The 22,076-nt window shown below is 71.9% G+C and carries 30 protein-coding genes; 16 read left to right on the top strand and 14 right to left on the bottom strand.

Annotation, left to right across the window (positions count from 1 at the left end; translation table 11 throughout):
• Positions 1 to 282 precede the first annotated feature (282 nt).
• Positions 283 to 1,659, top strand: coding sequence for an AAA family ATPase (locus G6N10_RS06655; protein ID WP_133055208.1), 1,377 nt, complete (start codon positions 283 to 285; stop codon positions 1,657 to 1,659).
• Between the two features lie 149 nt (positions 1,660 to 1,808).
• Here G6N10_RS06655 and G6N10_RS06650 read toward each other — a convergent pair whose 3' ends face one another.
• A complete protein-coding gene (locus tag G6N10_RS06650; RefSeq protein WP_085100741.1) occupies positions 1,809 to 2,486 on the bottom strand; it encodes a hypothetical protein in 678 nt (225 codons plus the stop codon).
• A gap of 171 nt (positions 2,487 to 2,657) precedes the next feature.
• On the opposite strand from G6N10_RS06650, the gene G6N10_RS06645 reads away from it, so the two are divergent.
• From G6N10_RS06645 to G6N10_RS06625, 5 genes are all read left to right on the top strand, one after another.
• Positions 2,658 to 3,605 carry a tyrosine-type recombinase/integrase gene (locus G6N10_RS06645; protein ID WP_085100745.1) on the top strand — a complete coding sequence of 316 codons (948 nt, stop codon included), beginning with the start codon at positions 2,658 to 2,660 and terminating at the stop codon, positions 3,603 to 3,605.
• Positions 3,602 to 3,862 (top strand): hypothetical protein, encoded by a 261-nt coding sequence (locus G6N10_RS06640; RefSeq protein WP_085100748.1) that lies wholly within the window; start codon positions 3,602 to 3,604, stop codon positions 3,860 to 3,862. Before G6N10_RS06645 ends, G6N10_RS06640 begins: the two co-directional genes overlap by 4 nt.
• Positions 3,859 to 4,230 carry a hypothetical protein gene (locus G6N10_RS06635; RefSeq protein ID WP_085100750.1) on the top strand — a complete coding sequence of 124 codons (372 nt, stop codon included), beginning with the start codon at positions 3,859 to 3,861 and terminating at the stop codon, positions 4,228 to 4,230. Before G6N10_RS06640 ends, G6N10_RS06635 begins: the two co-directional genes overlap by 4 nt.
• A 10-nt stretch (positions 4,231 to 4,240) precedes the next feature.
• On the top strand, positions 4,241 to 4,492 hold the full coding sequence (locus G6N10_RS06630) for a hypothetical protein (protein ID WP_163742281.1): 252 nt from the start codon (positions 4,241 to 4,243) through the stop codon (positions 4,490 to 4,492).
• A 112-nt stretch (positions 4,493 to 4,604) separates the two neighbouring features.
• Positions 4,605 to 4,769 carry a hypothetical protein gene (locus G6N10_RS06625; protein ID WP_163742277.1) on the top strand — a complete coding sequence of 55 codons (165 nt, stop codon included), beginning with the start codon at positions 4,605 to 4,607 and terminating at the stop codon, positions 4,767 to 4,769.
• A 65-nt stretch (positions 4,770 to 4,834) separates the two neighbouring features.
• On the opposite strand, the gene G6N10_RS06620 is transcribed toward G6N10_RS06625, so the two are convergent.
• The 8 genes from G6N10_RS06620 to G6N10_RS20710 all read right to left on the bottom strand — a co-directional run bounded on the left by G6N10_RS06620 (position 4,835) and on the right by G6N10_RS20710 (position 9,917).
• Complete coding sequence (locus G6N10_RS06620) at positions 4,835 to 5,029, bottom strand: hypothetical protein (RefSeq protein WP_085100753.1); 195 nt, start codon at positions 5,027 to 5,029, stop codon at positions 4,835 to 4,837.
• Positions 5,026 to 5,175: a hypothetical protein gene (locus G6N10_RS06615; protein ID WP_163742274.1), complete on the bottom strand. Its 150-nt coding sequence runs from the start codon at positions 5,173 to 5,175 to the stop codon at positions 5,026 to 5,028. Before G6N10_RS06615 ends, G6N10_RS06620 begins: the two co-directional genes overlap by 4 nt.
• Before the next feature lie 398 nt (positions 5,176 to 5,573).
• Positions 5,574 to 7,250, bottom strand: a complete 1,677-nt coding sequence (locus tag G6N10_RS06610) for a DNA primase family protein (protein WP_085100756.1) — start codon at positions 7,248 to 7,250, stop codon at positions 5,574 to 5,576.
• A complete protein-coding gene (locus G6N10_RS06605) occupies positions 7,247 to 7,879 on the bottom strand; it encodes a hypothetical protein (protein WP_133055210.1) in 633 nt (210 codons plus the stop codon). The genes G6N10_RS06610 and G6N10_RS06605 overlap by 4 nt, the downstream gene beginning before the upstream one ends.
• 73 nt (positions 7,880 to 7,952) lie before the next feature.
• Complete coding sequence (locus tag G6N10_RS06600; RefSeq protein WP_085100762.1) at positions 7,953 to 8,135, bottom strand: excisionase family DNA-binding protein; 183 nt, start codon at positions 8,133 to 8,135, stop codon at positions 7,953 to 7,955.
• 227 nt (positions 8,136 to 8,362) lie between these two features.
• Positions 8,363 to 9,124, bottom strand: a complete 762-nt coding sequence (locus G6N10_RS06595; protein WP_163742271.1) for a DUF2637 domain-containing protein — start codon at positions 9,122 to 9,124, stop codon at positions 8,363 to 8,365.
• Positions 9,121 to 9,717: a hypothetical protein gene (locus G6N10_RS06590; RefSeq protein WP_085100135.1), complete on the bottom strand. Its 597-nt coding sequence runs from the start codon at positions 9,715 to 9,717 to the stop codon at positions 9,121 to 9,123. The genes G6N10_RS06595 and G6N10_RS06590 overlap by 4 nt, the downstream gene beginning before the upstream one ends.
• Positions 9,714 to 9,917, bottom strand: a complete 204-nt coding sequence (locus G6N10_RS20710; protein WP_085100138.1) for a helix-turn-helix domain-containing protein — start codon at positions 9,915 to 9,917, stop codon at positions 9,714 to 9,716. The genes G6N10_RS06590 and G6N10_RS20710 overlap by 4 nt, the downstream gene beginning before the upstream one ends.
• Before the next feature lie 226 nt (positions 9,918 to 10,143).
• Here G6N10_RS20710 and G6N10_RS06580 point away from each other — a divergent pair, with 226 nt between their 5' ends.
• The 7 genes from G6N10_RS06580 (at position 10,144) to G6N10_RS06550 (ending at position 15,602) form a co-directional block, all read left to right on the top strand.
• Positions 10,144 to 11,358 carry a hypothetical protein gene (locus G6N10_RS06580; RefSeq protein ID WP_085100141.1) on the top strand — a complete coding sequence of 405 codons (1,215 nt, stop codon included), beginning with the start codon at positions 10,144 to 10,146 and terminating at the stop codon, positions 11,356 to 11,358.
• Positions 11,358 to 13,376, top strand: coding sequence for an FtsK/SpoIIIE domain-containing protein (locus tag G6N10_RS06575; protein WP_085100144.1), 2,019 nt, complete (start codon positions 11,358 to 11,360; stop codon positions 13,374 to 13,376). The genes G6N10_RS06580 and G6N10_RS06575 overlap by 1 nt, the downstream gene beginning before the upstream one ends.
• Positions 13,377 to 13,387: 11 nt before the next feature.
• A complete protein-coding gene (locus tag G6N10_RS06570) occupies positions 13,388 to 13,813 on the top strand; it encodes a hypothetical protein (RefSeq protein WP_085100147.1) in 426 nt (141 codons plus the stop codon).
• Between the two features lie 320 nt (positions 13,814 to 14,133).
• Complete coding sequence (locus G6N10_RS06565) at positions 14,134 to 14,319, top strand: hypothetical protein (RefSeq protein ID WP_133055199.1); 186 nt, start codon at positions 14,134 to 14,136, stop codon at positions 14,317 to 14,319.
• Between the two features lie 61 nt (positions 14,320 to 14,380).
• Positions 14,381 to 14,731, top strand: a complete 351-nt coding sequence (locus G6N10_RS06560; RefSeq protein WP_085100153.1) for a hypothetical protein — start codon at positions 14,381 to 14,383, stop codon at positions 14,729 to 14,731.
• A complete protein-coding gene (locus G6N10_RS06555) occupies positions 14,731 to 14,988 on the top strand; it encodes a hypothetical protein (RefSeq protein ID WP_109750629.1) in 258 nt (85 codons plus the stop codon). The genes G6N10_RS06560 and G6N10_RS06555 overlap by 1 nt, the downstream gene beginning before the upstream one ends.
• Positions 14,985 to 15,602, top strand: a complete 618-nt coding sequence (locus G6N10_RS06550; protein ID WP_163742269.1) for a hypothetical protein — start codon at positions 14,985 to 14,987, stop codon at positions 15,600 to 15,602. The genes G6N10_RS06555 and G6N10_RS06550 overlap by 4 nt, the downstream gene beginning before the upstream one ends.
• Before the next feature lie 54 nt (positions 15,603 to 15,656).
• On the opposite strand, the gene G6N10_RS06545 is transcribed toward G6N10_RS06550, so the two are convergent.
• Complete coding sequence (locus tag G6N10_RS06545; RefSeq protein WP_234810682.1) at positions 15,657 to 15,908, bottom strand: DUF4926 domain-containing protein; 252 nt, start codon at positions 15,906 to 15,908, stop codon at positions 15,657 to 15,659.
• A gap of 251 nt (positions 15,909 to 16,159) precedes the next feature.
• On the bottom strand, positions 16,160 to 17,116 hold the full coding sequence (locus G6N10_RS06540; protein ID WP_085100162.1) for a TIGR03564 family F420-dependent LLM class oxidoreductase: 957 nt from the start codon (positions 17,114 to 17,116) through the stop codon (positions 16,160 to 16,162).
• A gap of 60 nt (positions 17,117 to 17,176) precedes the next feature.
• On the opposite strand from G6N10_RS06540, the gene G6N10_RS06535 reads away from it, so the two are divergent.
• Positions 17,177 to 18,133 (top strand): cobalamin biosynthesis protein, encoded by a 957-nt coding sequence (locus tag G6N10_RS06535; RefSeq protein WP_109750630.1) that lies wholly within the window; start codon positions 17,177 to 17,179, stop codon positions 18,131 to 18,133.
• On the opposite strand, the gene G6N10_RS06530 is transcribed toward G6N10_RS06535, so the two are convergent.
• The 3 genes from G6N10_RS06530 to G6N10_RS06520 are packed head-to-tail and all read right to left on the bottom strand — an operon-like array spanning position 18,105 to position 20,167.
• A complete protein-coding gene (locus G6N10_RS06530) occupies positions 18,105 to 19,016 on the bottom strand; it encodes an SURF1 family cytochrome oxidase biogenesis protein (protein ID WP_109750631.1) in 912 nt (303 codons plus the stop codon). The genes G6N10_RS06535 and G6N10_RS06530 overlap by 29 nt on opposite strands.
• Position 19,017: 1 nt before the next feature.
• Positions 19,018 to 19,494 (bottom strand): low molecular weight protein-tyrosine-phosphatase, encoded by a 477-nt coding sequence (locus G6N10_RS06525; RefSeq protein ID WP_085100165.1) that lies wholly within the window; start codon positions 19,492 to 19,494, stop codon positions 19,018 to 19,020.
• Positions 19,487 to 20,167, bottom strand: coding sequence for an HAD-IA family hydrolase (locus tag G6N10_RS06520; RefSeq protein ID WP_085100168.1), 681 nt, complete (start codon positions 20,165 to 20,167; stop codon positions 19,487 to 19,489). Before G6N10_RS06520 ends, G6N10_RS06525 begins: the two co-directional genes overlap by 8 nt.
• Positions 20,168 to 20,209: 42 nt before the next feature.
• On the opposite strand from G6N10_RS06520, the gene G6N10_RS06515 reads away from it, so the two are divergent.
• Together G6N10_RS06515 and G6N10_RS06510 are read left to right on the top strand one after the other, a co-directional pair.
• Positions 20,210 to 21,346, top strand: coding sequence for a Nif3-like dinuclear metal center hexameric protein (locus tag G6N10_RS06515; RefSeq protein WP_085100171.1), 1,137 nt, complete (start codon positions 20,210 to 20,212; stop codon positions 21,344 to 21,346).
• Positions 21,346 to 22,071 carry a zinc ribbon domain-containing protein gene (locus tag G6N10_RS06510; protein WP_085100174.1) on the top strand — a complete coding sequence of 242 codons (726 nt, stop codon included), beginning with the start codon at positions 21,346 to 21,348 and terminating at the stop codon, positions 22,069 to 22,071. Before G6N10_RS06515 ends, G6N10_RS06510 begins: the two co-directional genes overlap by 1 nt.
• Positions 22,072 to 22,076: the final 5 nt, after the last annotated feature.

Raw genomic sequence — 22,076 nt, 5'->3', positions numbered from 1 at the left:
TAGGCGGCGTCGCGGGGGCGCGGCTGGGCTGGGCGGGCATCGGCGGCTCCGGGGTGGGGCTCCGCGGGGGTGCGAAGAGGGTGACGTTACTCTCCGAATGGGGTGTGGCTACCGGGTTTCCGGCATCCCGGCGGCTGCACGTCACCGTAGGTGGGGGCCTGGGGCGCGGTCGTCGCGACGGGCTCAGCGGGGGCCGGTTGTCGTCAGACGCTGCTACTGTCGCCCCCATGCCTCAGCCACGCTAGCCCCGTCCGGGGCCGCCCGAACTGCTGAGGATTCTTCATGCCTGACACTCTGAACGGCACCGCGCCTGCGTTGGCCGCGGACGCGAAAATCAATGCATCACTTGCTGATTGGCTGGATCGCCAGCCGATCACGGTCCGCGAGACCTTGGCCGCGCTGGGGCAGCTGCTCTCCGGCGGCGCGGTGGTGCCCGACCCCGACGTGCCCGAGCCCGGTACCCGCGACGCATGGATCGCCGCGCAGCTCGGCGGCGTGGACCTGGCGCGTGTGTGCCGGATGAAGCGCGGTCTCGGGCCCGTCGACGGTGTCCGTGCGGGCCTGGCCCTCGGTGAGCTGGTGCATGCGGCGCAGCCCGCGCAGATCGGTCCGCGCCGCTACGGCCGGCGGAGGTATGCCGAGCTGAATGACGCGCTGACCTGGCTGCGAATCGAGGGGCCGAACAGGCGGGTGTACACGTACCCCCACGAGGTCGCCTTGGCGACCGACGCCCTGGCCGAGGGCGCCGTGGTGGTGGCGTGGGAGGCGGGCGACCGCAGCATCCACGTGGAGGTGATCGCCTGCGACGAGGGCACCGCGGCTGGGGCGCTCGACGAATTGATCCGCCGCGGCCGAGAGGGGCATGATCCGTACCGCGGCGGGGTCTGGCGCGCGGACGGCGGCGGCAGTTACGCGACGCTGGAGGCCCGCCCCGCGCCGGCGCTGACCCGCGCCGATGTCGCGGTCGACCCGGCAGTGTGGGCCGAGCTGGACCTGGCCGCCGCGTCGATCACGACCGAGGCCGTCCGGATGCGGGAACTCGCGCTGGGCGGCCGCCGAGGTGTCCTGCTGACCGGGCCGCCCGGGACCGGCAAGTCCGCCGCCGTGGAGGTGATCGCGGGCGAGCTCGCGGGCACGGCCACCGTCGTCTACCTCGACGGGCGCTCAGCCGCGTACAACCTGCAGAGTGTGACCGCGGAACTCGTGCAGATCGGCGGGCCGATCCTGCTGATCATCGAAGACATCGACCTCGCGGTCGGGGGTTCGCGCGGCGGCAGCATCGATGCCGCTCTCGGGCAGTTCCTCGCCGCTATGGACGAGCACCGCGACGAGCCGATCCTGCTGCTGGCCACCGCCAACACGACGAAGACCTTGGATCCTGCGGCGGTGCGCGCCGCCAGGTTCGACGCCACGGTCGAGGTGGGTTACCCGGACCTCGCCGCGCGGGCGGCGATTCTGGACGCGCTGTGCGCCCGGATCTCCGGCGACGTCGACACTGCCGCCGTGGCGGAGGCGGCGCCGCCGGAGACGACGGGTGCCGATCTGCGGGAAGCCGTTCGCCGGTGCGTGCTGGTCGACGGGTCGGTGAATACGGCTGGGCTGCGCGCGGCGTTGACCGGGCGGCAGGCAGAGGCGACTGGGGTGGGCGTCTACCTGTAGCGCTCGGAGGGGGCGGTGGAAACACCGTCTCCACCACACCTCTGATGGGGATCCGCGCGGGCGGCTGCGTTCGCGCAGGTCGCGGAGTGCCGAAAACCCGTCCCGATTGGCGGACGGGGGGATGGGGCAGTGAGGAATCCGGTTGCCAGTTAGGGGGTGCCGGTGAACTCGCAGTTCGGATAGGCCTGCGACGCGTTCGCCAATGCCCGGCGCATCATCCTCGGCCCGAGGTAGGACGGCAAACCCAAAGTTTCGTACAGAAACCTGTAAGACTGCCCTGAATAGCTGCATGCCTGGTATGCGAATGCGAGCAGTTGCTCGTCGCAGCGTTCACCTACCGTGCCGTCCGTGCAGCCCCAGCCTTCCCGGGCCATCAACCGCAGAAAAGTGTTGTCGTAGGTTGAACGATCCGCCGGGCTCGTCGCTGTCGGCATCGCCACAGTGGACGGATCCACCGTGACCGGCGGTGGGGCGGGAAGGTGCGACGGGGACCCTGATGCCGGTTGCCCGGCGATGGTGGACATGCTCGGAGGATTAGGCGGCCGGTCCTGGCGGAGCAGCGTCCATCCCACCGCGATTGCGATTGCGATTGCACCAACCGAAGTGAGCGCGGCGGCGTAACCGGTGGCCGCGCTCCACGAGTGCATCTCGCGAACGTCGATGAACTCGTCCTCGGCTGCGCCCTCGGACCAGGCCCGCGCCTGCCCTGCTGACGTGCTGGCCGGTCCCGGAGGGATCAACATTTCGGTTTCATCAACGGCCGCTGTGCCGGCCTGCGTTTCGTCTGGGGTCGCCGCCTGGGCCGTAAATTCGTCCGAGTCGCGCACGGAAGCACTTTATTTCACCGCTCAGGGGCAGGGGCCGAATTAGACCTAGACGATAATGGACAATTATCGTCCAACTAGGCTATGATTGGCGGTGAGCGACCTGCGGATTCATCTGTGCCGCACCGTCGCGGGATTGCACGTTATCGTCCAACTCGCCGGAGGAGGGCCCAGATGGCCACCGTCACCGCGATCGGCGCCCGCCGCGGCGCCGGTGCCCCGACCGTCGCGCAGAGCGTCGACCGGTTCCTCGCATCGCCCACCGTGACCGGCAGCGCGAACACCCGCCGCGCCTACACGTCGACGTTGGAGAAGGTCGCCGCGGCCGTCGGTGGTGACCGGGCCCTGGCCGAAGTAACCGGGCAGCAGCTCGCCGATGCGCTCACGGATCTGTGGGGCGGCGCCGCGGAGTCCACCTGGAACCGCAACCGCGCGGTGGTCACCAGCTGGCTCACCTGGTGCGCCGACAGCGGCTGGGCCTGCCCGGAGCTGCCGCGGACGGTGAAGCGCCGCCGAGAGAAGCGAGCCGAGACGCGGGCCGTCGACTGGCACACCATCGACCGGCTCTGCAGCCGGCGCGATGTTCCGCTGCGGGACAAGTGCCTGTTCCGGATGCTGTACGAGACGTCATCGCGGGCGAGCGCTGTGCTGCAGCTCAACGTCGAGGATCTCGACCTGCGCAACCGATCGGCCACGATTCGGCAGAAGGGCGGCCATCAGATTCAGGTGGCGTGGGGTGACGGGACCGCCGCGATCCTCGGCCGGCTCGTCGCCGGCCGCACCTCCGGCCCGGTGTTCCTCACAGATCTGCCGGCGGGGCCGCAGCGGGCGGCGGCGGCGAAGTCCCGCGACATCGATGAGACGGGGCGCACCCGGCTGAGCTATGGGCGGGCGAGGGCGCTGATCGAGCGGTACACCGGCGGGGAGATCACCCTGCACCAGCTGCGGCACAGCAGCCTCACGCATCTGGCCGAAGCCGGGGTCGGAACTACCACGCTCATGGCGAAAAGCGGGCACGCCAACTTGCGCAGCCTGCAGCGGTACGCGCGGCCGAGCTTCGCGGCGGTCCAAGCGGCCACCGAGCTACTGGCCGACCCACCGACGAGAAAGAGACGAACATGATCCGCAACCTCGCCCGCACCCTGCTGGCCCGCCGCGCACCCGCCCCCGCCGCACAGCCCGTCTTCACCGTCGTCGCCGGCGGCCGCGTGACCGACGGCGTCATCACCGTCACCGTCGCCAGCTCCGCGGGCGTCGGCGAGATGGAGCTCAGGTTCGCAGGCGGCGAGCTGGTCGCTGGCCGGTTGCCGGGCGAGGGTTGGCGCCCCGCGACGCAGCAGCAGGCACCCGCCGCCACTACACAGGAGAAGAAGGCATGAACAACACCGACACCAGCACCCCCGGCACCCCCAACACCGACGCCGGCTGGTGGATCGCCCCGCTCGCCGCCGCGGGCATGGCACTCGCCGGCGCCGGACACGTCCTGGGCGCCGAGACCATGACCATCCTCGGCGCGGCCATGCTGCTCATAGCCGCCGGTGCCGGGATTGCGCAGGGCTGGGTGGTGGGGTTGGCCCCGAAGCCCAACACTGGGGCCGCGGCGGCTGCCGCTGCTGCTGAGGTGCGGCGGGTGACCGTGATGGCCCCGGAGGGCGAGCGCGAACTCGACGTTGCGATCAGCGCTGGCAACGTCGTGGCTGCGCGGTGGCCGGGCGGGGAGTGGGGGCCGGCCGAGCTTGTGGGCTGACCCGCGCCGCGTGCGCGCCGCGGCGGTCGGAGGTGTTGTGCTGGGCCCGCAATCCGCCGAGGGCGCGGTGCGCAGAGAGGGGATCGAAATGTTTGATGGCGACTTTGAAGACTGCCACATCTGCGGCGTGACCTTGGGCGGGCCGCTCGACCGGTGCAACCCGGCCCCGGTGATCGTCACCGACGATGACCGGGTCGCCTGCTGCTCGGCCTGCAACATCGAATTCGTGTTGCCCGCCCGGGCAGCTGCAGCAGCCAGCTAGCGGCGCAACAGCAACAGGAGCAGCCCCGTCACCGCGACGGGGCTGTTTCTGTTTCCACACCCCGCACCCCGCGCCGCCGGGCCGCGGTGTCGGTGCCGGCCTCAGCATCGAGGTGGCGGAGGGCGAAGTTGCTTGCCCCGCGCTGATCGAGGTGACCGTGCCGGACCTCGCCGCGGCGGTAGAGCGGCTGACCGCCGCCGGCTGCGAAGTCCTCGGCGGGATGGGCGGCGAGCGGGTCCGCGTCGGTGACTTGACCATCGCGCTCCGCGGAGCCTGACCCGCAGCAACAACAACAACACCCCGGCCACAGCGGCCGGGGTGTTCTCGTTGCGGGGCGGGGGGTCACGCGGTGGCGGGGTCGCCGCCGCGGCGGGCGGTGCGGACCACCCGCAGCCGGTAGCGCTGGCCGTCGGGGCCGGTGACGGCGAGCTCGGCCGGGTTCGGGTGCGCGGGCGGGGTCACCGTGAAGCCGCGGGCGGCCAGCTGCTCGGCGAGCCACTCGAGGAAGGCGGCGCGGGGGTGCTGGGCCGGGGTCATCGGGCCAGCTCGGCGTGCAGGTACAGCCCGGAGCCGTCCTGCAGGCGCAGGGCGACGTGCGTCCAGGCGGACGGGGCGACGGCGACGGTCTCGGCGTCCGGGTGCTGGCGGCAGATCTCGGCGAGCAGGGTGGTGAGCTGATCCATGGCGGCGAGTGTTGCAGGTGGGGGTGACAGGGGGGGCGGTCGATTGTTTGCTGTCCCACTTTGTCCCGCATTTCGCGCACCCAAGAGCTGGCCTCTATGCGCTGCTTTGAGCAGAAATAACCTGTTTAAAAGTGGGACAAAGTGGGACATCGCAGTTCAGAGCTGGTTTTTGCGTGGGACAGGAAGTGGGACAAAGTGGGACAGATCCGCTCAAAGTGGGACAGGAACTCGCTCGGGGCGGAGTTGCCTGCCGTCCATCGGGGCGTCTAAGCGTTGCGCCGTCCCACTTTGAGCGGATCTGTCCCACTTTGTCCCACTTCCCTGCCGCCTGTCCCACTTTGCTGGCAGCACAAAAGAGGCCCCCACCGGCCGTGTGGTGGGGGCCTCTTTGCGGCAGGTTAAACGCCGAGGTCGAGCGGCTCCGGTGGCGGGGCGTCGAACACGCAGCCGTGCTCGCCCGGGCCGAGCAGGTCGCCGCACTTCAGGCAGCGGTCGACGGTTGCGGGGGCGCCGTCGCTCCACCGGCCGACGACGACGGGTTCGGCGTCGGGGTGAGTGGCGACACCCGGCTTGAGCCGGACGCCTCCGTACACGCGGGGGCGGTCCCCATAGCCCTCCGCAGCCTTCGCCCGGCCGCGCGCGGTCACCGAGGGAAAGGCTGCCCGGAGGCTGCGAGTGAAGCTAGTGGTTGAGCCAGGCTCATGCCCGTTCTTCTCGCACCAAGCCCGCCAAAACGCGTAGACGACATCCTTTTTCTCCTCGAACCCTTCGCCGACGTCGAGGATCTCGCGGGCGAAGATGTTCACCGGGCTGGCGAGGTCGTCCAGCAGTTCACGGTCCTCCATCGCCGACTCTGGCTCGGAGAAGCGCCCCCGCTCCTCCAGGCGCCGCAGGCCGCTAAGCGCCCAGTTGAAGATGGCAGGCATCTCGGCCGCGAGGCGCGCGTCGAGGGCCTCATCCTCCTTGCCAAGCATCGAGCGAGTGAAGCGCAGGATCAGGAACCTCGATGCGACTGCTCCGGAGTTATCCCGGAACCGGGGCACCTCGTTGCTCGCCATGACCAGGCGGAGGGCGAGCTGCCCGTGCCACGGCTCGCGGTTCTTGATGTCCACCTCGATGGCGTCGCCGGCGATGATCATCAACAGCCTCTCTATCAGGAGGGCTGGCGATCGGCCGTCCTGGCGCGCGTCCGCAATAAGCCCGAGAGTCTTGCCGATCGCACGCTGGAGACCGAACTGGCGCCCCAGCGCGTCGAGGGTGAGCGGCGCGCAGTTTTTGGCGCCGACCAGCGCCGTCAGCAGCTTCAGGATCGTCCCTTTGCCCGCGCGCCTGGCCCCGACGAGGAGTAGCGCCTTCTGCTTGGCCAGGCTGCCGCTGACGGCGTACCCCAGCCACTCCTGCAGCATCCCTATCGACGGGGCGTCGTCCCCCCATACGCTCCGGCAAAAGGCGAGCAGGGCAATCGGCTCGCCAGCGAGCGGGGCGTAGTCATAGGGCAGACAGGTGAAGCTGAACCACTCCGGAGTGTGCGGGGCCAACTCCAGCGTCTCCAGGTCCAGGATCCCGTTCCCCATCGCGACCCGGCCTACGCGGTCCTCCTCTGCCTCGTCGTCGCGGTGTACCGCCGACGCCAGAGCCTCCATCAGGTCGGCCATGCGGCGGCTGTTCGGATTCCAGGGCTTGACCTCGCCGTTCGCCTGCTGAACTACCGCTTGTTCTACCGCGCGCTGCAAGATCGCGCGGATCGTTGCGCGGCTCACAACTTCCCAGTGCGTACCCGCGTAGGCGGCCCACTGCCCACGCCAGCTGGCGATCAACTCGCGGCCTTCGGCGTCCGTCCAGAGCGCGCGAATCAGCTCCCGTGCGACGGGCAGGGGACAATCGGGCGGCGGCAGCACTAGCGCCCTCGGCAGATGCTTAGTCTTGGCGCCCGCGCCCTTCCTATCCTGCCGCTCAGCCCGGTCGAACGGCACGACCACCGCATCAGGGGCGCCCTCCCACTCAGGCGGCGCGTCGTCGTCGCCGAGCGGCGGCACGTCTTCGTACGGATCCCAGCCGTCAGTTCCGGTCATCATGCGGCCACCTCTCCGCTGCCCGCGGTGAGCTCCAACTGCTCAGCCTCAAGCTCAGCAACCTCGGCGGGCTCGGCGCCCGCGTCGTCGGCGGTAGCGCCTGCGGCCAGCTGGGCCCGGGCGAACTCTGCCGCTGAGCCAAGCAGGGCCGCGCAGCCGCCCCGGATGGCCCGCACCAGTTCGGCCTCGCCGAGGGTTCCTGCATTCAATCCGAGCGCGTAGGCGAATTGTTCGGCGCGCGCGCGGAGGATCAGCCCGGCGACGTCCGCGCGGCTGGTGGGGAGGCGCAGGGCCTCGCCGTGGGCGGTTGCCAGCGCGAGGAGGACGCGCTTCAGCGCCTCGCCCTGCTGCCCGGCCAGCAGGCCGTCGCGGAGCGCGGCGGCCATCAAGTTGTCTGCGGCCGGATCCTCGCCGGCCTCGGCCACGGAGGCCATCAGCGCGTAGGCGGCTCCGGCGGCCGGCTGCAGCTGCCGGACTTCCTCGGTGGGCACCAGCTCCGCGCTGCGCAGGACGGCGGCGGGGTCGGCGGCGGCGAGGTCGAGGAGCATCCGCCAGATGACGCGCCGGGCGAGGTCGGGGTCGACCGGGCGCGTCGGAACCTGTGCGCTGGCCGGAGAATTTGATACAGTCATCGTGAGAACTTTCTTTGCTTTAGAGGGCGAGAAAACTCAGCAGAGGCCACCGTCCCGGGTGGCCTCTGCTATTTCAGGCGGCACCCGCCAGGTACGCCTCGGCCGCCTCGCGGCGGATGCGCAGCAGGCGGCCGACGCGGACGCTTTTCAGGCGGCCACCGGCGATGAGGGCGCGGACGGTGTCCGGGTGGACACTCCAGCGGGCGGCGAGCTGATCGACCGAGATCAGCTCGGGCTCGATTGCGGTAGTCGTCATCGGATCTCCTTGGTTCTCGTCGGATGGCTACCACTTTGACCAGCAGTTTTCGGGGTGTCCAGCGGGCCAATCCGCAGCGTCGACTCACCCGGAGTACGGCGTGCACGGCACGGACGCCGCTGTGGACGCTCTGGACTCCCCTGGACGCCTAGGGACTGGAGTGGCGGGTGTGACTCGATAGAGATCGTTATCGAACTGTTATCAAACGCCCCCCGGCACCCCGTCCGTCACCCCACCTCCGCCGCCAGGCCCGCCAGCCGCCGCACAGCTGTCCGATGCAACCCGGTCGCGCTGGCGGTCGCCCGCAGCGACCGCCCGCCGGCCAGGGCGGCCAGTGCGGCGGCCACCGTGGCCGCCGGGGCCCGCACCCGCCCCTCCCGCACCAGCTGCTCGGCCAGCTCCCGGAACTCCCCGGCCACCCCGCCGGCCACCCCGGCCACCCCGCCGTCCACCCCGACCACCTCGCCGTCCACCCCGGCCGCCTCCCCGGCCTCCCCGGTCGCCTCCCCGTCCACCCCGGCCGCCGCCGCGGAGGTGTTGCCGCTGGCCACAGCCCCGGCCACGGCCCCGGCCACCGGGGCGGCCGGGGTGGTCGCCGCCTCGTCAGGCTTCAGCGCCAGCACCATGATCGAGGCGACCGCGATAGTTGCATCTGCCAGCAACGGCCACCCGGCGGCCACGGCGGCCGGCTGGCCCAGCATCACGGCCAAATCGCGCAGGGCGGCGAAGCTGAGCACGAACGCCAAGGCGGCGATGACCACAGCTCCGCCGACACCGGCGCGGTAGACCCTGCGGCGGACGCCGCGGCCGTGGCTACGCGCGAGCCCCTCGGTCACGGCCAACAAGGCGAGCGGCGGGAGCGCCGCTGCGACGGCGGCCGGTGTGCGCAGCGCGGGGTTCGCTGTGAGGATCGCATGGCCAACATTGCCCGCCACGGAGACGGCGACGGCGGCGGCGAGGACCCAGGCCCAGTAGCGGCGCGCGCTCACCGGCCCGCCTCCTCTGCGGCAGCCTTGTCGGCCTCGGCGGCCTCGGCGGCCGCCGCAAACTCCCGCAGCCGCTGATGCACCGCGTTGGCGATTTCGATGAGCCGCGCGTTGGGCAGCGCGGCCCAGCGGGCGGCCGCGCCGGCGATGGGATCTGCGCCGCAGATGCGGGTGATGCCCGGTTCGATGCCCCAGAAGCGCGCCTGCGCCTGCGCCGTCGCGCAGGTGCCGTGCCAGATGACCTCGGCCAGCGGCGCACCCGCAGCCAGGGCCGCGCGTTCGGCGGCCGCACCGATCAGGGCGGCCTCGCGGGGAGTATCGGGGATGGGATCAGTCTCGAGGTCGTCGAGCGCCGTCAACGCCGCGCCCGCGGCCGTGATCCAGTCGCGGTGGTCGGCGAGCCAGGCGAGCACCTGCGTCTCGCCCTCGACGCCGATCTCCCGCCGCGCCATGGCAATCGCGGGCCCATGCGCAAGGGGTGGCTCGCAGCCGAGAAGCAAGTAGGCCTCGGCGGCGTAGACCGTCACCCACGGTAGCGGCATCTCGTTCGCGATGGCGTGATCCGCGACTGCCGCCGCGGCCGCGCGGGCGCTCACGCGGCACCCTCCGCGGCGTCGCTGGTGGCCCGAACCTGCACCTGCACAGGGGCCGCGGTGAGCCATGCGCGCGCGTCCGCAGAGCTGATCCGCGTCGCGCGCCCGAGCTTGAAAGCCCGCAGCTCGCCGCGGCGCACTGCCCTTTCTACGGTGCTCACGCTCACCCGCGCGAGCCCCGCAACCTGCCGAATCGTCAACATTTCCACAGCAATTCGCCTTCCTTAGCCGTCCTACTGCTGCACATGCCATCACGCCCCAGCTCCACCCGTCGAAGAGGGCGCGGTCCGGCGACACCCCCTGGGGTCACAGTTTGGTAACGGCTTTGCCCGTCGCGGGCCGTCCCGAACCGTCTGGTGCCGGAACCTTCTCTGAAACCGAGACATTCGCCATTCGCACACCGTGTGCGAAAAGCTCACACTGTTTGCCATGAGCCGTTTCCCCCGCCGTTTCGCCGCCGCCGCGACCATCGCCGGCGCCCTCACGCTGTCCGGTTGCGGGGCGCTGCAGACCACCGCGCCGGCCCCGGTTCCGCCGGTGCGGGTGGCGAAGCCGACCCACGCATCGGTGCCGCCCCTCAGCTTCAGTTCGTGCGGCCGCTCCGGCGATTTCGGCTTCCAATCTTGCTTAACCCGGCGGTCGACGGAGCACCAGCGCGCGGTCGAGGAGGCGCAGGCGGAATACGCCGCGGCGTTTGAAAAATGGGCGCAGTATGAGCGCGAAACCCGCCAGCATCAGCGCGATCTCGCCGCCTACCACGCCGCCCCGCCGCAGGTTGAAAAGCCGTGGGTAGCAGGCCTCACCAGCTGGCCGTTTCTCATCGGGCTGGCCGCGCTGCTGGCCGGCGGTTACTCCGCCGGACGCCGGCGCGACCCGCTCGCTGATCTGCCGCCGCACCGGGCGCCGGACGGCCCCGCGGCCGGGGTGCGGACCACCGCCGCGCAGCAGGCGGCGACCGCCGGATGGCTTGGCGTGGTGGCCGCCCCGGCGCTGATGCTGCTGGGCTTCGGGGCCGCGGGCCCCGCCGTGCTGGCGGTGGTTGTCGGCGGGCTGGCCGGGTGGGGAGTCGTCGCGCGTTTGCGGTGGCTGGGGGTGGCGAAGGCCGGCTACGAGATCGCCGGTGAGCGTTGGGAAAGGGCGGCTGGCGCGGCCGAGATGGCCGGGCAGAAGCCGCCGCCGGAGCCGCAGCTGGACACCGCTGATGCGCACGCCCTGGGCTTGACCGCGGGCTTCGAGGCGCCAGAGGGGAGCGCCGCCAGCGTGATGCTGGGGATCGACGGGCGTGACGCTCCGGTTCGCGCGGCGTGGCTGCGGGTGGCGCAGGCGCTGAAGGCGGGCGACACCGATCCGGAGAGCGGGGAGTTCACCCCGTGGGCGGTGATCGAGGATGTTGAGCTGCTCAACGGCGGCGACGTCCTGGTCGTCTGGCGGGTAGATGATCCGGCCAAAACGGCGCAGAGCTTCGGCCAATTGCAGGGCCCGCTGCTGCGCGAACTCCGGGTGCGCGAGATCGCCGGAGGCTTTGTGACGCGGCAGTCCGACGGGCGGATCACCGCGCGGTTCACCAACGGCAACGGCGGCGGCTCCGCTGCCCCAGCTGCCGGCCCGGCTGCGGCTGCTCCTGCTGATGATTGGGATTTCTGATGTCCGAGTTCGATGACCTTTTCGGCCTCGGCGACGACCTTTCCGCACCTGAACCGGCGCCGAAACCGCGCCCGAAAACCCGCGCGCCGCAGCCGGATCCGGCGCCGGAGTTCGTCGACCGCGCGGCCGAAGCCGATGCCAAAGCCGAGCAGGCTCGCCGCCTCGCCGCGCAGGCCGCGGAACTCGCGGAACTCGCCGAGCGCGTCTCCCGCTGCGGGCAGGTGCAGGGCCCGCAGGCCGACGAGAAGCCCGCCGAAGTCACCGCCCGCGAGCACGTGATCGACCGCTGGAACCGCTACACCACCGTCGAGCAGGTGACGCGGCTGGGGCTGCCGGCCGGGTCGCGGCTGCGCGCAATCCCGCACGGCGCGAACGGTGTTCAGGTCCAGGTTCGGGTGCCGCTGGGCACCGTCCTGGTCGATGCGGCGCGCGGCGTTGTGGGGCTGATCCGAGCCTGGGAATGGGGCGATTACGCCGCCGCGCCGGTCGATGCCAGCCGCTTCACCCTCACGCGCGGCATCGTCGGCGAGGACCCCGCGCAGCCGTGGCGGGCAGCCGGAAAGACGGCCGCCGCGATCTACGCGCAGGACACCGCCGAGGGGAAAAAGGTGTCGCGCCTGCTGTTCGAGCGGGCCGGTCTGACGGTGAAGAAGTCCGACGGCAGTGTTCTCGCGCCGCGCATCTTGGCGCGTGAAATCGGACCCCGCGGCCCCGAGCTTCTGGTGCGGCTCCCGGGCGGTCTCAGCGTCCGCGACGCGGTGAAAGCCGAAGGCACGCTGGCGTCCCTGTTCCGCTGCCCGGACCTCCGCTGCGAGGCCGAGGGCACCCATCTGCGCATCAAGTTGAACACTCGTCCGGCGGTCGCGTTCCCGAAGTTCGTGCACATGGAGCCCACGCAGTTCTGGCTTCCGCACAGCCCGGAGCAGCGGTTCGTGGTAGCGCCGAAACTGGTTCTGCCGGTGGGGGTTACCGCGGCGGGTGAGCGCATCGAAGTGCCGCTCGCGAAGCGGCCTCACGTGGTGATCGCGGGCACGTCCGGTGCAGGCAAAACCCGATCCATCCTGACCATGATCACAGGACTGGCTCTACAGGGGGCAGCGGTCGCAATCGGGGCGTTCAAGGTGGACCCTGACCTGGAGTTTCTCTACGGCGCGCGGATGCCGGGGGTGGTGCACTACAGCACCACGATCGGCGGCATTTCGCGGTTGCTGCTGTGGCTGCGGGATGAGCTGGAGCGCCGGTCGGCGTTGATGCCGCTGCTGGCCCGGCGGGGCATCAGCCGGCCGGTGTGGGAACCCGTCGTCGTGTTTATCGATGAGTGGGGCCAGGGCCTCGACGAGCTGCTCGGATCCGCCGATCCCGCGGAGCGCGGGGCGGGTGCCGCGATGGTCAATGTGGCCAGCAAAATCTTCGCGCAGGGCCGCAGTTTCGCACTCCACCTGGTGTTGTCGACGCAGCACACTTACGCCAGCGCGATACCCGGTCGCATCGCCCAGAACGCCGCCACGCGCATCGTTTTCGGCCGCCCGAAGCCCGGCCCCGCCGGGCCGATCGAGGTGCTGTTCAAGGACGACAAGGCGGCCGCCGTTGAGGCCGCCGAGGGCATCACCGACGGGATGCGCGGCCGCGGGATCGTGGCTGACGCCGCGGGCAAAGTGCAACAGTTCCAGGCGCACTACGGGTACACCCCGGCGGAGCATCCGGAGACCGCCGGGGACGCCGAACTGGCCGCCAGTTGGGCGCGCACCCGCGATGCCCTGGAGCGCACCCCGCGTGTCCGTCGGTGGGGCTGGCGCTTCCCGCTGGACGGCTCCGGCGAGTGGCAGGGATGGTCGCTTTTCCCGGGCGATCGCACCACCGGCGAGCTGCCCACGGTGGCCCAACTGCCGGTGGTGGTGCTGGACGGGATCGACGGCCGGCCCGACCGCGCAGCGGGCCGCTGGGACCCGCTATCCGATGCCTATGACCCCGGAGTTCCACTGCTGAACCCCGACCACATCGCCCCCGCCAGCTACTGAAAGGCCTCCGCATGAGCCCCCAAATCCGCACCCGCGACCCGCGCAGCCGCGCCGCGTATGCCGCCAGCATCGGCCCCGCCGCCCGCGCCGTGGTGATGGCCGTGGCGGAATCTTCCAAGCCGTTGCAGCAGGTGGCCACCCGGCCCGCCGTGCACGCCGCTGATCCGCGCGCTGCCCTCGCCGCGGCGGTGCAGCTGCGGCAGGCCCAGCGGCAGGTGGATCAGGCACTGGCGACGTATATCGCGTGGTGCCTGGTGGGTGGCATCACCCGCAGCGCGGTGGCGCGTGCGTTGGGCATCCGGCCGGCGTCGCTGGATCGGCTGCTGGCCCCGGTGGCGGATCTGGCCGCGGCGCGCGGTGAGGACTTGAACCCCGGCGCGGATGGTTGCTGGCGCGTGAATCGCATGGGCTTCGGCGGCGAGGGGGCGGCGCGATGATCGCCGCCGGCACGGGCCGCGTGACCGCCGCGCTATCTCCGCTCGGGGGACTTCGGCCGGGCGATATGGGCCCAACGCGCGCGCGCGCGAGTATTGGCACGCGGTGTGCGAATCGGGAGCAGAATCGCATACCGGATGCACCCCCGTTTTTCGCTACAACCCCCGATACAACCCCCGCTACAACCCCCGATACAGCCCCCGATACGGGGGTGGCTACAGGGGTAGATACGCGGGTCGATACGGGTTCTGCGGCGGGTTTGCTGGCCGCCGCCGTCACCGCGGCCCTGGCCCCCGCCGACACCGGCCGCTACCGCCTCGCCGTGACGCCGACCCCCATGCACGTGCTGGCGACCGTGACGCCCCCGGTCGGCTCCGACCCCGTCCGGTTGGCGGAGGTGCTGCGCGAGCTGCTGACGCTGCGGGGGCTGGGCAGGTGGCGGGCTTTCGTGCGACTTCGGCCGGCGGAAATCCTGCTGATCCGCCGAGTGGAGGTGGCCCCTGACTGATGCCTCCCCGCACGCCACCACCGCAGACCGACCGAAAACACGAACAGAAAGAGGTACTGAAATGAACACGCAGCCCCATCCGGAACGAGTCGCGCGGCTGTTGCTGACCACCCCGCTCCCGGCGGGCGTTGACGCGGCCGCCGTAGTGCAGCTGGTTGATGCCGGAGCCAGCCGCCGCGCTGTGCACGCCGCGGTCGCCGAACTGGTCGCCGCCGCGTGGGCATCGGCCGGCAGGGAAGCCGCCGCCGCGCAGCGCCCGCGCGACGTGAAGGCCGCGGTCGAAAGGCTGCGGGGCATCGCGCAGCTGGAGCTGCTGCTGGGCCTCGCCCCGGAGACCGATCCGGAGCCCGATCCGGCACCCGATCCCGAGCCGGTTTCCGAGCCGGCCGCCCGCAGCTGGGAGGTGGCCTGATGCGCGACGTGATGCGCAACGCGCGTACTGAGTTGCGGGGGCTGGGCGCGGTGGTACGCCGCCGGCCGCTGACGGCCCTGCTGCTGGTGCTGATCGCCGCGTTGCTGGCGGCGAGCATCACGCTGAACGCCACGCACCGGCAGGCCCCGGTGCAGGTGGAAGTGGTGCCCCCGGCGGGGGCGGCGGCGGTGCCGGATGCGCTGCCCGCCGGGGCCTGGCCCAGCAACTGTTGCAACACAAAGGAGGAGGGAAAGTGATGCAGAAGGTGATGGGGTTCGCGCGCCGGCCTCGGGTGCGCGCCACGGCCGCCGCGGTGCTGGCCGTCGCGGTGGTCGGAGGGGTCCTGGCGGCGGGGCTGGCGGTGGGCAAGCAGCAGGGGCGCCAGGCGGGGCGGGAGGAGGTCGTCGTCGCGCTGCCAGTGTTCCCGGATGGGCCCGTGCTGCGGGCCAGTGACGGCGTCTGCGGCTCGCGGTTTGAGCTGCACCTCGGCGCGCAGGTTTACGGGGTTTTTCTGGACAGTCGCGCGGATACGCGGGTGCAGCTGCTGGACCCGCTGCCCAACATGGGCTGCGTCCCCGCCGAGGGCGAGGATCCGACCGGCGCGGACTCCGCGCGGGTGATGAGCGGCTGGGACACGCAGACGTCGAAGTGCGTGGACTACGCCGTGATCGACGGCCGCCGCTGGCTGCTCGATGATCCGGTCGGCGGGTACTTGCAGCACGGCACCGACCGGGTCGTCGCCGGCGATGAGCGCTGCGGTGGCGCGGAGCAGCTGCCCGCGGAGCCGCTGGGCGAGGGCGTTTGCAAGCGGCCCGACGGCTGGAACTACGCGTGGGACCGGGCCCGCGGCCGCTGCCTGCCCGTGCCCTAACCGCCACCCAGAACCGGCCCGGATCCGCTGCTGGATCCGGGCCGGTCTCTGTTCTCAGCCCGGCACCGCGGCGAGGTCGTCGGCGGTCAGGGTGAGCACGGCGATGGTGCGGCCGTCGGCGGCCACGAATTCCACCTCATAGCCGACCCCGTCGGAGTACGCGCCGACGACGGCGCCGACGGTGCCAGCGGGGAGGCCATATGCGGGGACCGGGCGGGTGAGGGCGACGCGGGAGAGTTCGGGGTACATCGGGGCCTCCAGGGTTTGGGGGAGAAAGGAGTTGATGCGACGGTACGGGTGACCCACCGATGACCCACCGATGACCCACCGATGACCCACCGATGACCCACCGATGACCCATTTTGTCCGGGCGCGGTGGACGATCCGACGCAAAAGCCCAGGTCGCCAGCACGCGGCGTTTAGCGGCGACCTGCGGAAACGTCGTATCGTGGCTTTTACACACCAGCGGTCGCAGGTTCGATACCTGTCGCGCCCACCAATGTTCGTGCAGTTCGAAGGAATCATTCGCCGGTCTGCTGAGCGGGCGCAGTAATGAGCTACCGGCCGGCGGCGATCGAGGCCAGGAACTCCTGGGTGCGTGCGCGTGATCGGGCCCGGGCCGCCGCGTCGTCGCCAAGCGGCACGATCCGGGCGGCCAGGTCGGTGACCCCGGCATCCCGGTAGCGACGCAGCCGGGCGGCCACGGCGGCCTCGTCGCCGGCGGCCATGGTGTCGCCGACGTCCCGGGCGTCGCCGTGCTCCAACAGCCGCAGGTAGTTCGGCGAGAGCTCGGCGTGCCCGAGCACCTCGCTGGCATACCGGCGGGCCCGGTCGACCTCGCCGGCCGCGCACAGTGCGACCGGCACGCCCGCGACGATCCGCGGTGCCGGCCGGCCGGCACCGTCGGCGGCGGCGGTGATGCGCGGCACCACATGGTCGGCGATGGTGCGCTCGTCGGCCATCCACAGGATGGTTCCGCCGGCCCGCTCGCCGGCCAGCCGCAACATCGTGTTCCCCAGCGCCGCAAGCAGAATCGGCATCGTCGGCGCCTCGGCGACGTCGATCGTCGCGTCGACGGCATAGCTGTCGTTGCGCACCCGCACCGGTCCGGGCCCGGTGACCGATGCGGTCAGCACCTCGAGATAGTCCCGGACCAGCCGGGCCGGCCGGTCGTAGGACAGGCCCAGCTGATCGCTGATGATCCAGTGGTGCGACGGGCCCAGGCCGAGGGCGAGCCGGTCGCCGCAGGCCAGGTCGGTGGTCAGCGCCTGCTGCGCCATGATCAGCGGGTGCCGGGTCTGGATGGGCAGCACCGCGGTGCCGAGTTCGATGTGTTCGGTCACCTGACCGATCAGCGCGACGGCGGTCAGCGCGTCCAGGTAACCCGGGACCTGCGGCATCCAGAACGACGCGAGGCCGGCCGCCTCGGCGCCGCGGGCATCCTCCAACAGCCCGGACAGCCGATCCGCGCGCGAACGCTCCCGGTCGGAGCCGACCATCAAACCGATCCTCATGGTTGAAGAACCTACGTTCCGGCCGGCCGATGCCCCGCGCGGCTGTGAGAAGCTGCCCCGGTGCCAGCGACGAGACCCCGGGCGATCGGCCTGCTCACCGGCTACCTCGCCGACCGGGCGCTGGGTGATCCGCGCCGCGGGCATCCGGTGGCCGGCTTCGGGGCCGCCGCGGCGGGGTTGGAGACACTGACCTACCGGGACAGTCGCGGGGCCGGGGTGCTGCACGTCGCGGTGCTGCTCGGCGCGCTGGCGGCCGGGGGAGCGGCGGCCGAGAGCGCCGCCGGACGCCGGCCGGCCGGAGCCGCCGCCGCGCTGGCCGCGGCCACCTGGGTCGCCCTGGGTGGACGCTCGCTGGCCCGCACCGGGACGCAGCTGGCGGACCTGCTCGACGCCGGGGATCTGGACGCCGCGCGCGGGTTGCTGCCGTCGCTGTGCGGGCGCGACCCGGCTACCCTGGATGCCGATGGGCTGGCCCGGGCCGCGCTGGAATCGGTCGCCGAGAACACCTCCGACGCCGCCGTCGCGCCGCTGGTGTGGGCCGCGGTCGGCGGGGTGCCCGGGGTGCTGGTCTACCGCGGCGCCAACACCCTGGACGCGATGGTCGGCTACCGCTCGCCGCGCTACACCCGGTTCGGCTGGGCCGCGGCCCGATTCGACGACCTGGCGAACTACCTGCCGGCCCGGGTCTGCGCGGCGCTGGTCGTCGCGTGCGCGCCGGCGGTGGGCGGCTCACCGGCGGCGGCGATCCGGGCCTGGCGCCGCGACGCGGCCCGGCACCCCAGCCCGAACGCCGGGGTGGTGGAGGCCGCGTTCGCCGGGGCGCTGGGCGTTCGGCTGGGCGGGCCGACCCCGTACCACCACGGCCTGGAGATCCGGCCCACCCTCGGTGACGGTGACCCGCCGGGGTCGGCCGACCTGCGCCGGGCGGCGCGACTGTCGACCCTGGTCCAGTGCGCGGCCGCCGCGCTTGCGGCGGGACTGCTGCTGGCTATCGGCGCCGGCCGTACCGGTCGGTGAGCTTCTGCTCGACGCGGGCCTGCTGCACCGACTCCGGGGCGGGTGCCCGGGTGTCCTCGGTGCCCGGAGCGGCGTCTTCGTCGTCGGTGTTGGGGCGGTTGGCCTCGTCGTCGGCGGCGGCATCGAGGAGTTCCCGATTTTCCCGTTCCCGCCGGCGCACCTTGACCTCGGAGTAGATGAAATACCCCAGCCCGATCGGGGCGACGATGCCGAACGCGATCCACTGGATGCCGTAGGACAGGAACGGCCCGGCGTCCAGGTGCGGCAGCTCGATGACCCCCAGGCCGCCGGGCTGGTCGGCCTCCAACTGCAGGTAGGCCCCGGCCAGCGGCACGTCGACCAGCCCGGACAGCTGGGTCGGATCGATGGCGTACACCTGCAGCGAGCCGTCGGCGGTGAACGGCTTCTTGTCCGGCGGGGCGATCTCGGCGTCACGCAGCCGCGCCGCGATGCTCACCCGACCCTCCGGCGCGGGCTCGATCGCCGGCGGCCGGGAGCCCTCCAGCGGGGCCACCCAGCCGCGGTCGACCAGCACCGTCGGTCCGCCGTCGACGGCGAACGGCACCAGCACCTCAAACATCGGGGCGCCCTGAATGACCCGCAGCCGGGCCAGTGCCTGCTTGTCCGGCAGGTAGTGACCCGTCGCCGTCACCCGGCGCCACTGCTGTTCGGGCGCGGTCGAATCCTGGTGCGGCAGCAGATCGGTCACCGGAACCGGGTCGGCGGTCAGCGACACGTCGATCTGGTGGTTCTCCTTGGACACCCGGGCGTTCTTGCCCAGCTGCCAGGGCGCCAGCACGGTGAAACACAGGTAGGTGAACAGCAACGCGACCGCCGCCAGCGCCAGCCAACTCGGCTGCAACAGCATCTTCAGCCGGCGCATGTCACTGCCCCAGGCGCTCGTCCACCCAGGCGTGCAGCCCGGGCAGTGCCGCGGCGATGACGGTGAAGGTCTCCTCGAAGTCGGCCAGGCCGCCGTAGTAGGGGTCCTCGACGTCGTCGGGGTGCGCGCCGGAGCGCGGGTCGAAGGAGCGCAGCATCCGCAGCCGCTGCGGGTCCACGCCGTGATGGCGCAGGTGCCGCTCGTGGTTGCGGCCCAGCGCGATGACCAGATCGGCCGACAGGTGATCCTCGTCGAGCTGGGCCGCCCGGTGCTCGCCCGGATAGCCGTGCCCGACAAGGACCTGCACGGCCCGGTCGTCGGCGCCGTCGCCGGCGTGCCAGCCGCCGGTCCCGGCGCTGGACACCCGCACCCGGTCGGCCAGCCCGCGCTCGGCCAGCTGGTGGGCGAACATCTTCTCCGCCATCGGGGAACGGCAGATGTTGCCCGAGCAGACGAACGTCACATGCAGCTCAGACACCGAGCACCTCGCGCAGCTCGGTGACGTCGGCGACGAACCCGGCCCCCGGTGCCGGCTCGTCACCGTCGAAATCGGTCCGGCCGTAGCCCCATTCGACGACGACGGTGTCGATGCCGTGGTCGGCGGCCCCCGCCACGTCGTGGCTGCGGTCACCGACCATCAGTACCCGCTCCGGCAGCGGCCCCAGCTGGGCCAGCGCGTGCGCCACCACATCGGTCTTCGCCGAGCGGACGCCGTCGACGCTGGCCCCGGCGATCACCTCGAAGTGCCCGTCGAGGCCGAAGTGCGCCAGGATGCGGCGCGCGGCCGGCTCGGCCTTCGAGGTCGCCACCGCCAGCCGCACCCCGGCGTCCCGCAGGTCGACGAGCAGCTCGGCCACCCCGTCGAACGGGGCGTTCATCGACCAGCCGTGGCTGGTGTAATGCGCGCGGTAGGCCGCCATCGCCGCCCCGTCGGCGCCGCCGAGGCCCAGCTCAGTCATGGTTTCGTGCATCGGCGGCCCGACGATCCGGGTGGCCAGTGCGGCATCGTCGTCGGCAACGACGCCGTCGGCGCCGACCTCGGTCATGGCATGACGGAAACTCGCCACGATCCCGGGTGCGGAATCGGTGAGCGTGCCGTCGAGATCAAACAGCACCAGATCGGGTCGGGTGTCGCAGCGCAGATCGGTCACGCCTCCATTGTCCCCGATGCGGCGACCACTACTGTTTGCAAGGTGTCCATCCGTCTTTCCGAGGTCATCGCGGTGTTGGAGGCGGCCTATCCGCCGGCGCTGGCGCAGTCCTGGGATTCGGTGGGTCTGGTGTGCGGAGACCCGGCCGAGCCGGTCACCTCGGTCACCGTCGCCGTCGACGCCACCGAGCAGGTCATCGCGCGGGTGCCCGACGGCGGCCTGCTGCTGGCCCACCACCCGTTGCTGCTGCGCGGCGTCGACACCGTCGCCGCCTCGACCGCCAAGGGCGCGCTGATCCACCGGCTGATCCGCACCTCGCGGGCGCTGTTCACCGCGCACACCAACGCCGACGCCGCGGCGCCCGGGGTCTCCGATGCGCTCGCCGAAACCCTGGGTGTGACCGTCACCGGCGTGCTGGAGCCCGTCCCGGCTGGGCCCGACCTGGACAAGTGGGTGGTCTTCGTGCCGGCCGCCGACGCCGAGTCGGTGCGCGCGGCGATGTTCGGGGCAGGCGCCGGCCAGATCGGCGACTACTCGCGGTGCAGCTGGAGCGTCGCCGGCGCCGGGCAGTTCCTGCCGCACGACGGCGCCGCGCCGGCCGTCGGGACCGTCGGGCGGGTGGAACGGCTGGCCGAGGACCGCATCGAGGTGATCGCCCCGGCCCGGCTGCGGGCGCCGATCCTGGCCGCCCTGCGCACCGCACACCCCTACGAGGAGCCCGCGTTCGACGTCTTCGCGCTGGCCGGCCTGCCCTCGGGTGTCGGGATCGGCCGGATCGGTGAGCTGCCCGAGCCGGAGTCGCTGGCCCAGTTCGTCGCCCGCGCCGGCGCCCGGCTGCCCGCCACCAGCTGGGGGGTGCGCGCCAGCGGTGATCCCGACGCGCTGGTCTCGCGCGTCGCGGTGTCCGGCGGGTCCGGGGACTCGATGCTCGGTGCCGCCGCCCGGGCCGGGGTGGATGTCTACCTCACCTCCGACCTGCGCCACCATCCCGCCGACGAGCAGCGCCGCACCGCGCCGATGGCGCTGGTCGACGTCGCGCACTGGGCCAGCGAATTCCCGTGGTGCGCGCAGGCCGCCGGGCTGCTGCGCGGCGCGTTCGGGGACCGGCTGCCGGTCGACGTCTGTGATATCCGTACCGATCCCTGGAACCTGCACGCCCAATCCCGAGGGGACTTCTGATGAAAGCCGAAGTGACGCAACAGCGTCGTCTGCGTCAACTGGTCGACAACGATGCCGAGCTGGCCCGGATCGGGCATCGCGCGAAGACCCTGGTGGAGCAGCAGCGGGTCGATGAGCTGCTGATCGCGGTCACCGCCGCCGAGGACGCGGTCGCGGCGGTCAGCATTGCGCTGGCCGATCTCGACGGCGCGATTGCCAAGCTGGAGAACGAGATCGACGGTGTGCGCAAGCGGGAAGATCGGGACCGCGCGCTGCTGGACTCCGGTGTCAACGACAAGCAGCAGGCCGAACTCGCCCACGAGCTGCAGACCCTGGAGCGCCGGCAGTCCGATCTGGAGGACGCCGAGCTGGAGATCATGGAGCAGCGTGAGTCGCTTGCGGCGCGGCACGCCGAGGCCACCGACGAACTGGACCAGACCCGCAATGACCTGCGTGATGCCGAGGGGGCGCGCGACCGGGCCCGCACCGAGGTGAATGAGGTTCGGGCGCACTGGGAGAACTCCCGGGCCGAGCTGACCGGGGAGCTGGACGCGGATCTGCTGGCGCTGTACGAGCGTCAGCGCGCGGCCAATGGGGTCGGCGCCGGGGTGCTGCGGGGCCGGCACTGCGGTGCCTGCCGGATCGAGATCGACCGCGGCGAGTCCGCCCGCATTGCCGCGGCGGCCGACGACGACGTGCTGCGCTGCCCGGAGTGCGGGGCAATCCTGTTGCGGATCAAGGACTGACCGCG

It is taken from the genome of Mycolicibacterium fallax, assembly GCF_010726955.1.
Lineage (GTDB): Bacteria > Actinomycetota > Actinomycetes > Mycobacteriales > Mycobacteriaceae > Mycobacterium > Mycobacterium fallax.
This window is presented reverse-complemented; position numbering and strand designations above follow the sequence as displayed.

What these genes read in the sequence shown, in the direction of transcription:
- G6N10_RS06635 (WP_085100750.1), top strand. Translation starts at nt 3,859, where the DNA reads ATGAACAACACCGACACCAGCACCCCCGGCACCCCCAACACCGACGCC.
- G6N10_RS06620 (WP_085100753.1), bottom strand. Translation starts at nt 5,029, where the DNA reads ATGACCCCGGCCCAGCACCCCCGCGCCGCCTTCCTCGAGTGGCTCGCC.
- G6N10_RS06655 (WP_133055208.1), top strand. Translation starts at nt 283, where the DNA reads ATGCCTGACACTCTGAACGGCACCGCGCCTGCGTTGGCCGCGGACGCG.
- G6N10_RS06570 (WP_085100147.1), top strand. Translation starts at nt 13,388, where the DNA reads ATGAGCCCCCAAATCCGCACCCGCGACCCGCGCAGCCGCGCCGCGTAT.
- G6N10_RS06645 (WP_085100745.1), top strand. Translation starts at nt 2,658, where the DNA reads ATGGCCACCGTCACCGCGATCGGCGCCCGCCGCGGCGCCGGTGCCCCG.
- G6N10_RS06600 (WP_085100762.1), bottom strand. Translation starts at nt 8,135, where the DNA reads ATGACGACTACCGCAATCGAGCCCGAGCTGATCTCGGTCGATCAGCTC.
- G6N10_RS06640 (WP_085100748.1), top strand. Translation starts at nt 3,602, where the DNA reads ATGATCCGCAACCTCGCCCGCACCCTGCTGGCCCGCCGCGCACCCGCC.
- G6N10_RS06605 (WP_133055210.1), bottom strand. Translation starts at nt 7,879, where the DNA reads ATGACTGTATCAAATTCTCCGGCCAGCGCACAGGTTCCGACGCGCCCG.
- G6N10_RS06530 (WP_109750631.1), bottom strand. Translation starts at nt 19,016, where the DNA reads ATGCGCCGGCTGAAGATGCTGTTGCAGCCGAGTTGGCTGGCGCTGGCG.
- G6N10_RS06555 (WP_109750629.1), top strand. Translation starts at nt 14,731, where the DNA reads ATGCGCGACGTGATGCGCAACGCGCGTACTGAGTTGCGGGGGCTGGGC.
- G6N10_RS06615 (WP_163742274.1), bottom strand. Translation starts at nt 5,175, where the DNA reads ATGGATCAGCTCACCACCCTGCTCGCCGAGATCTGCCGCCAGCACCCG.
- G6N10_RS06540 (WP_085100162.1), bottom strand. Translation starts at nt 17,116, where the DNA reads ATGAGGATCGGTTTGATGGTCGGCTCCGACCGGGAGCGTTCGCGCGCG.
- G6N10_RS06610 (WP_085100756.1), bottom strand. Translation starts at nt 7,250, where the DNA reads ATGATGACCGGAACTGACGGCTGGGATCCGTACGAAGACGTGCCGCCG.
- G6N10_RS06580 (WP_085100141.1), top strand. Translation starts at nt 10,144, where the DNA reads ATGAGCCGTTTCCCCCGCCGTTTCGCCGCCGCCGCGACCATCGCCGGC.
- G6N10_RS06575 (WP_085100144.1), top strand. Translation starts at nt 11,358, where the DNA reads ATGTCCGAGTTCGATGACCTTTTCGGCCTCGGCGACGACCTTTCCGCA.
- G6N10_RS06560 (WP_085100153.1), top strand. Translation starts at nt 14,381, where the DNA reads ATGAACACGCAGCCCCATCCGGAACGAGTCGCGCGGCTGTTGCTGACC.
- G6N10_RS06510 (WP_085100174.1), top strand. Translation starts at nt 21,346, where the DNA reads ATGAAAGCCGAAGTGACGCAACAGCGTCGTCTGCGTCAACTGGTCGAC.
- G6N10_RS20710 (WP_085100138.1), bottom strand. Translation starts at nt 9,917, where the DNA reads ATGTTGACGATTCGGCAGGTTGCGGGGCTCGCGCGGGTGAGCGTGAGC.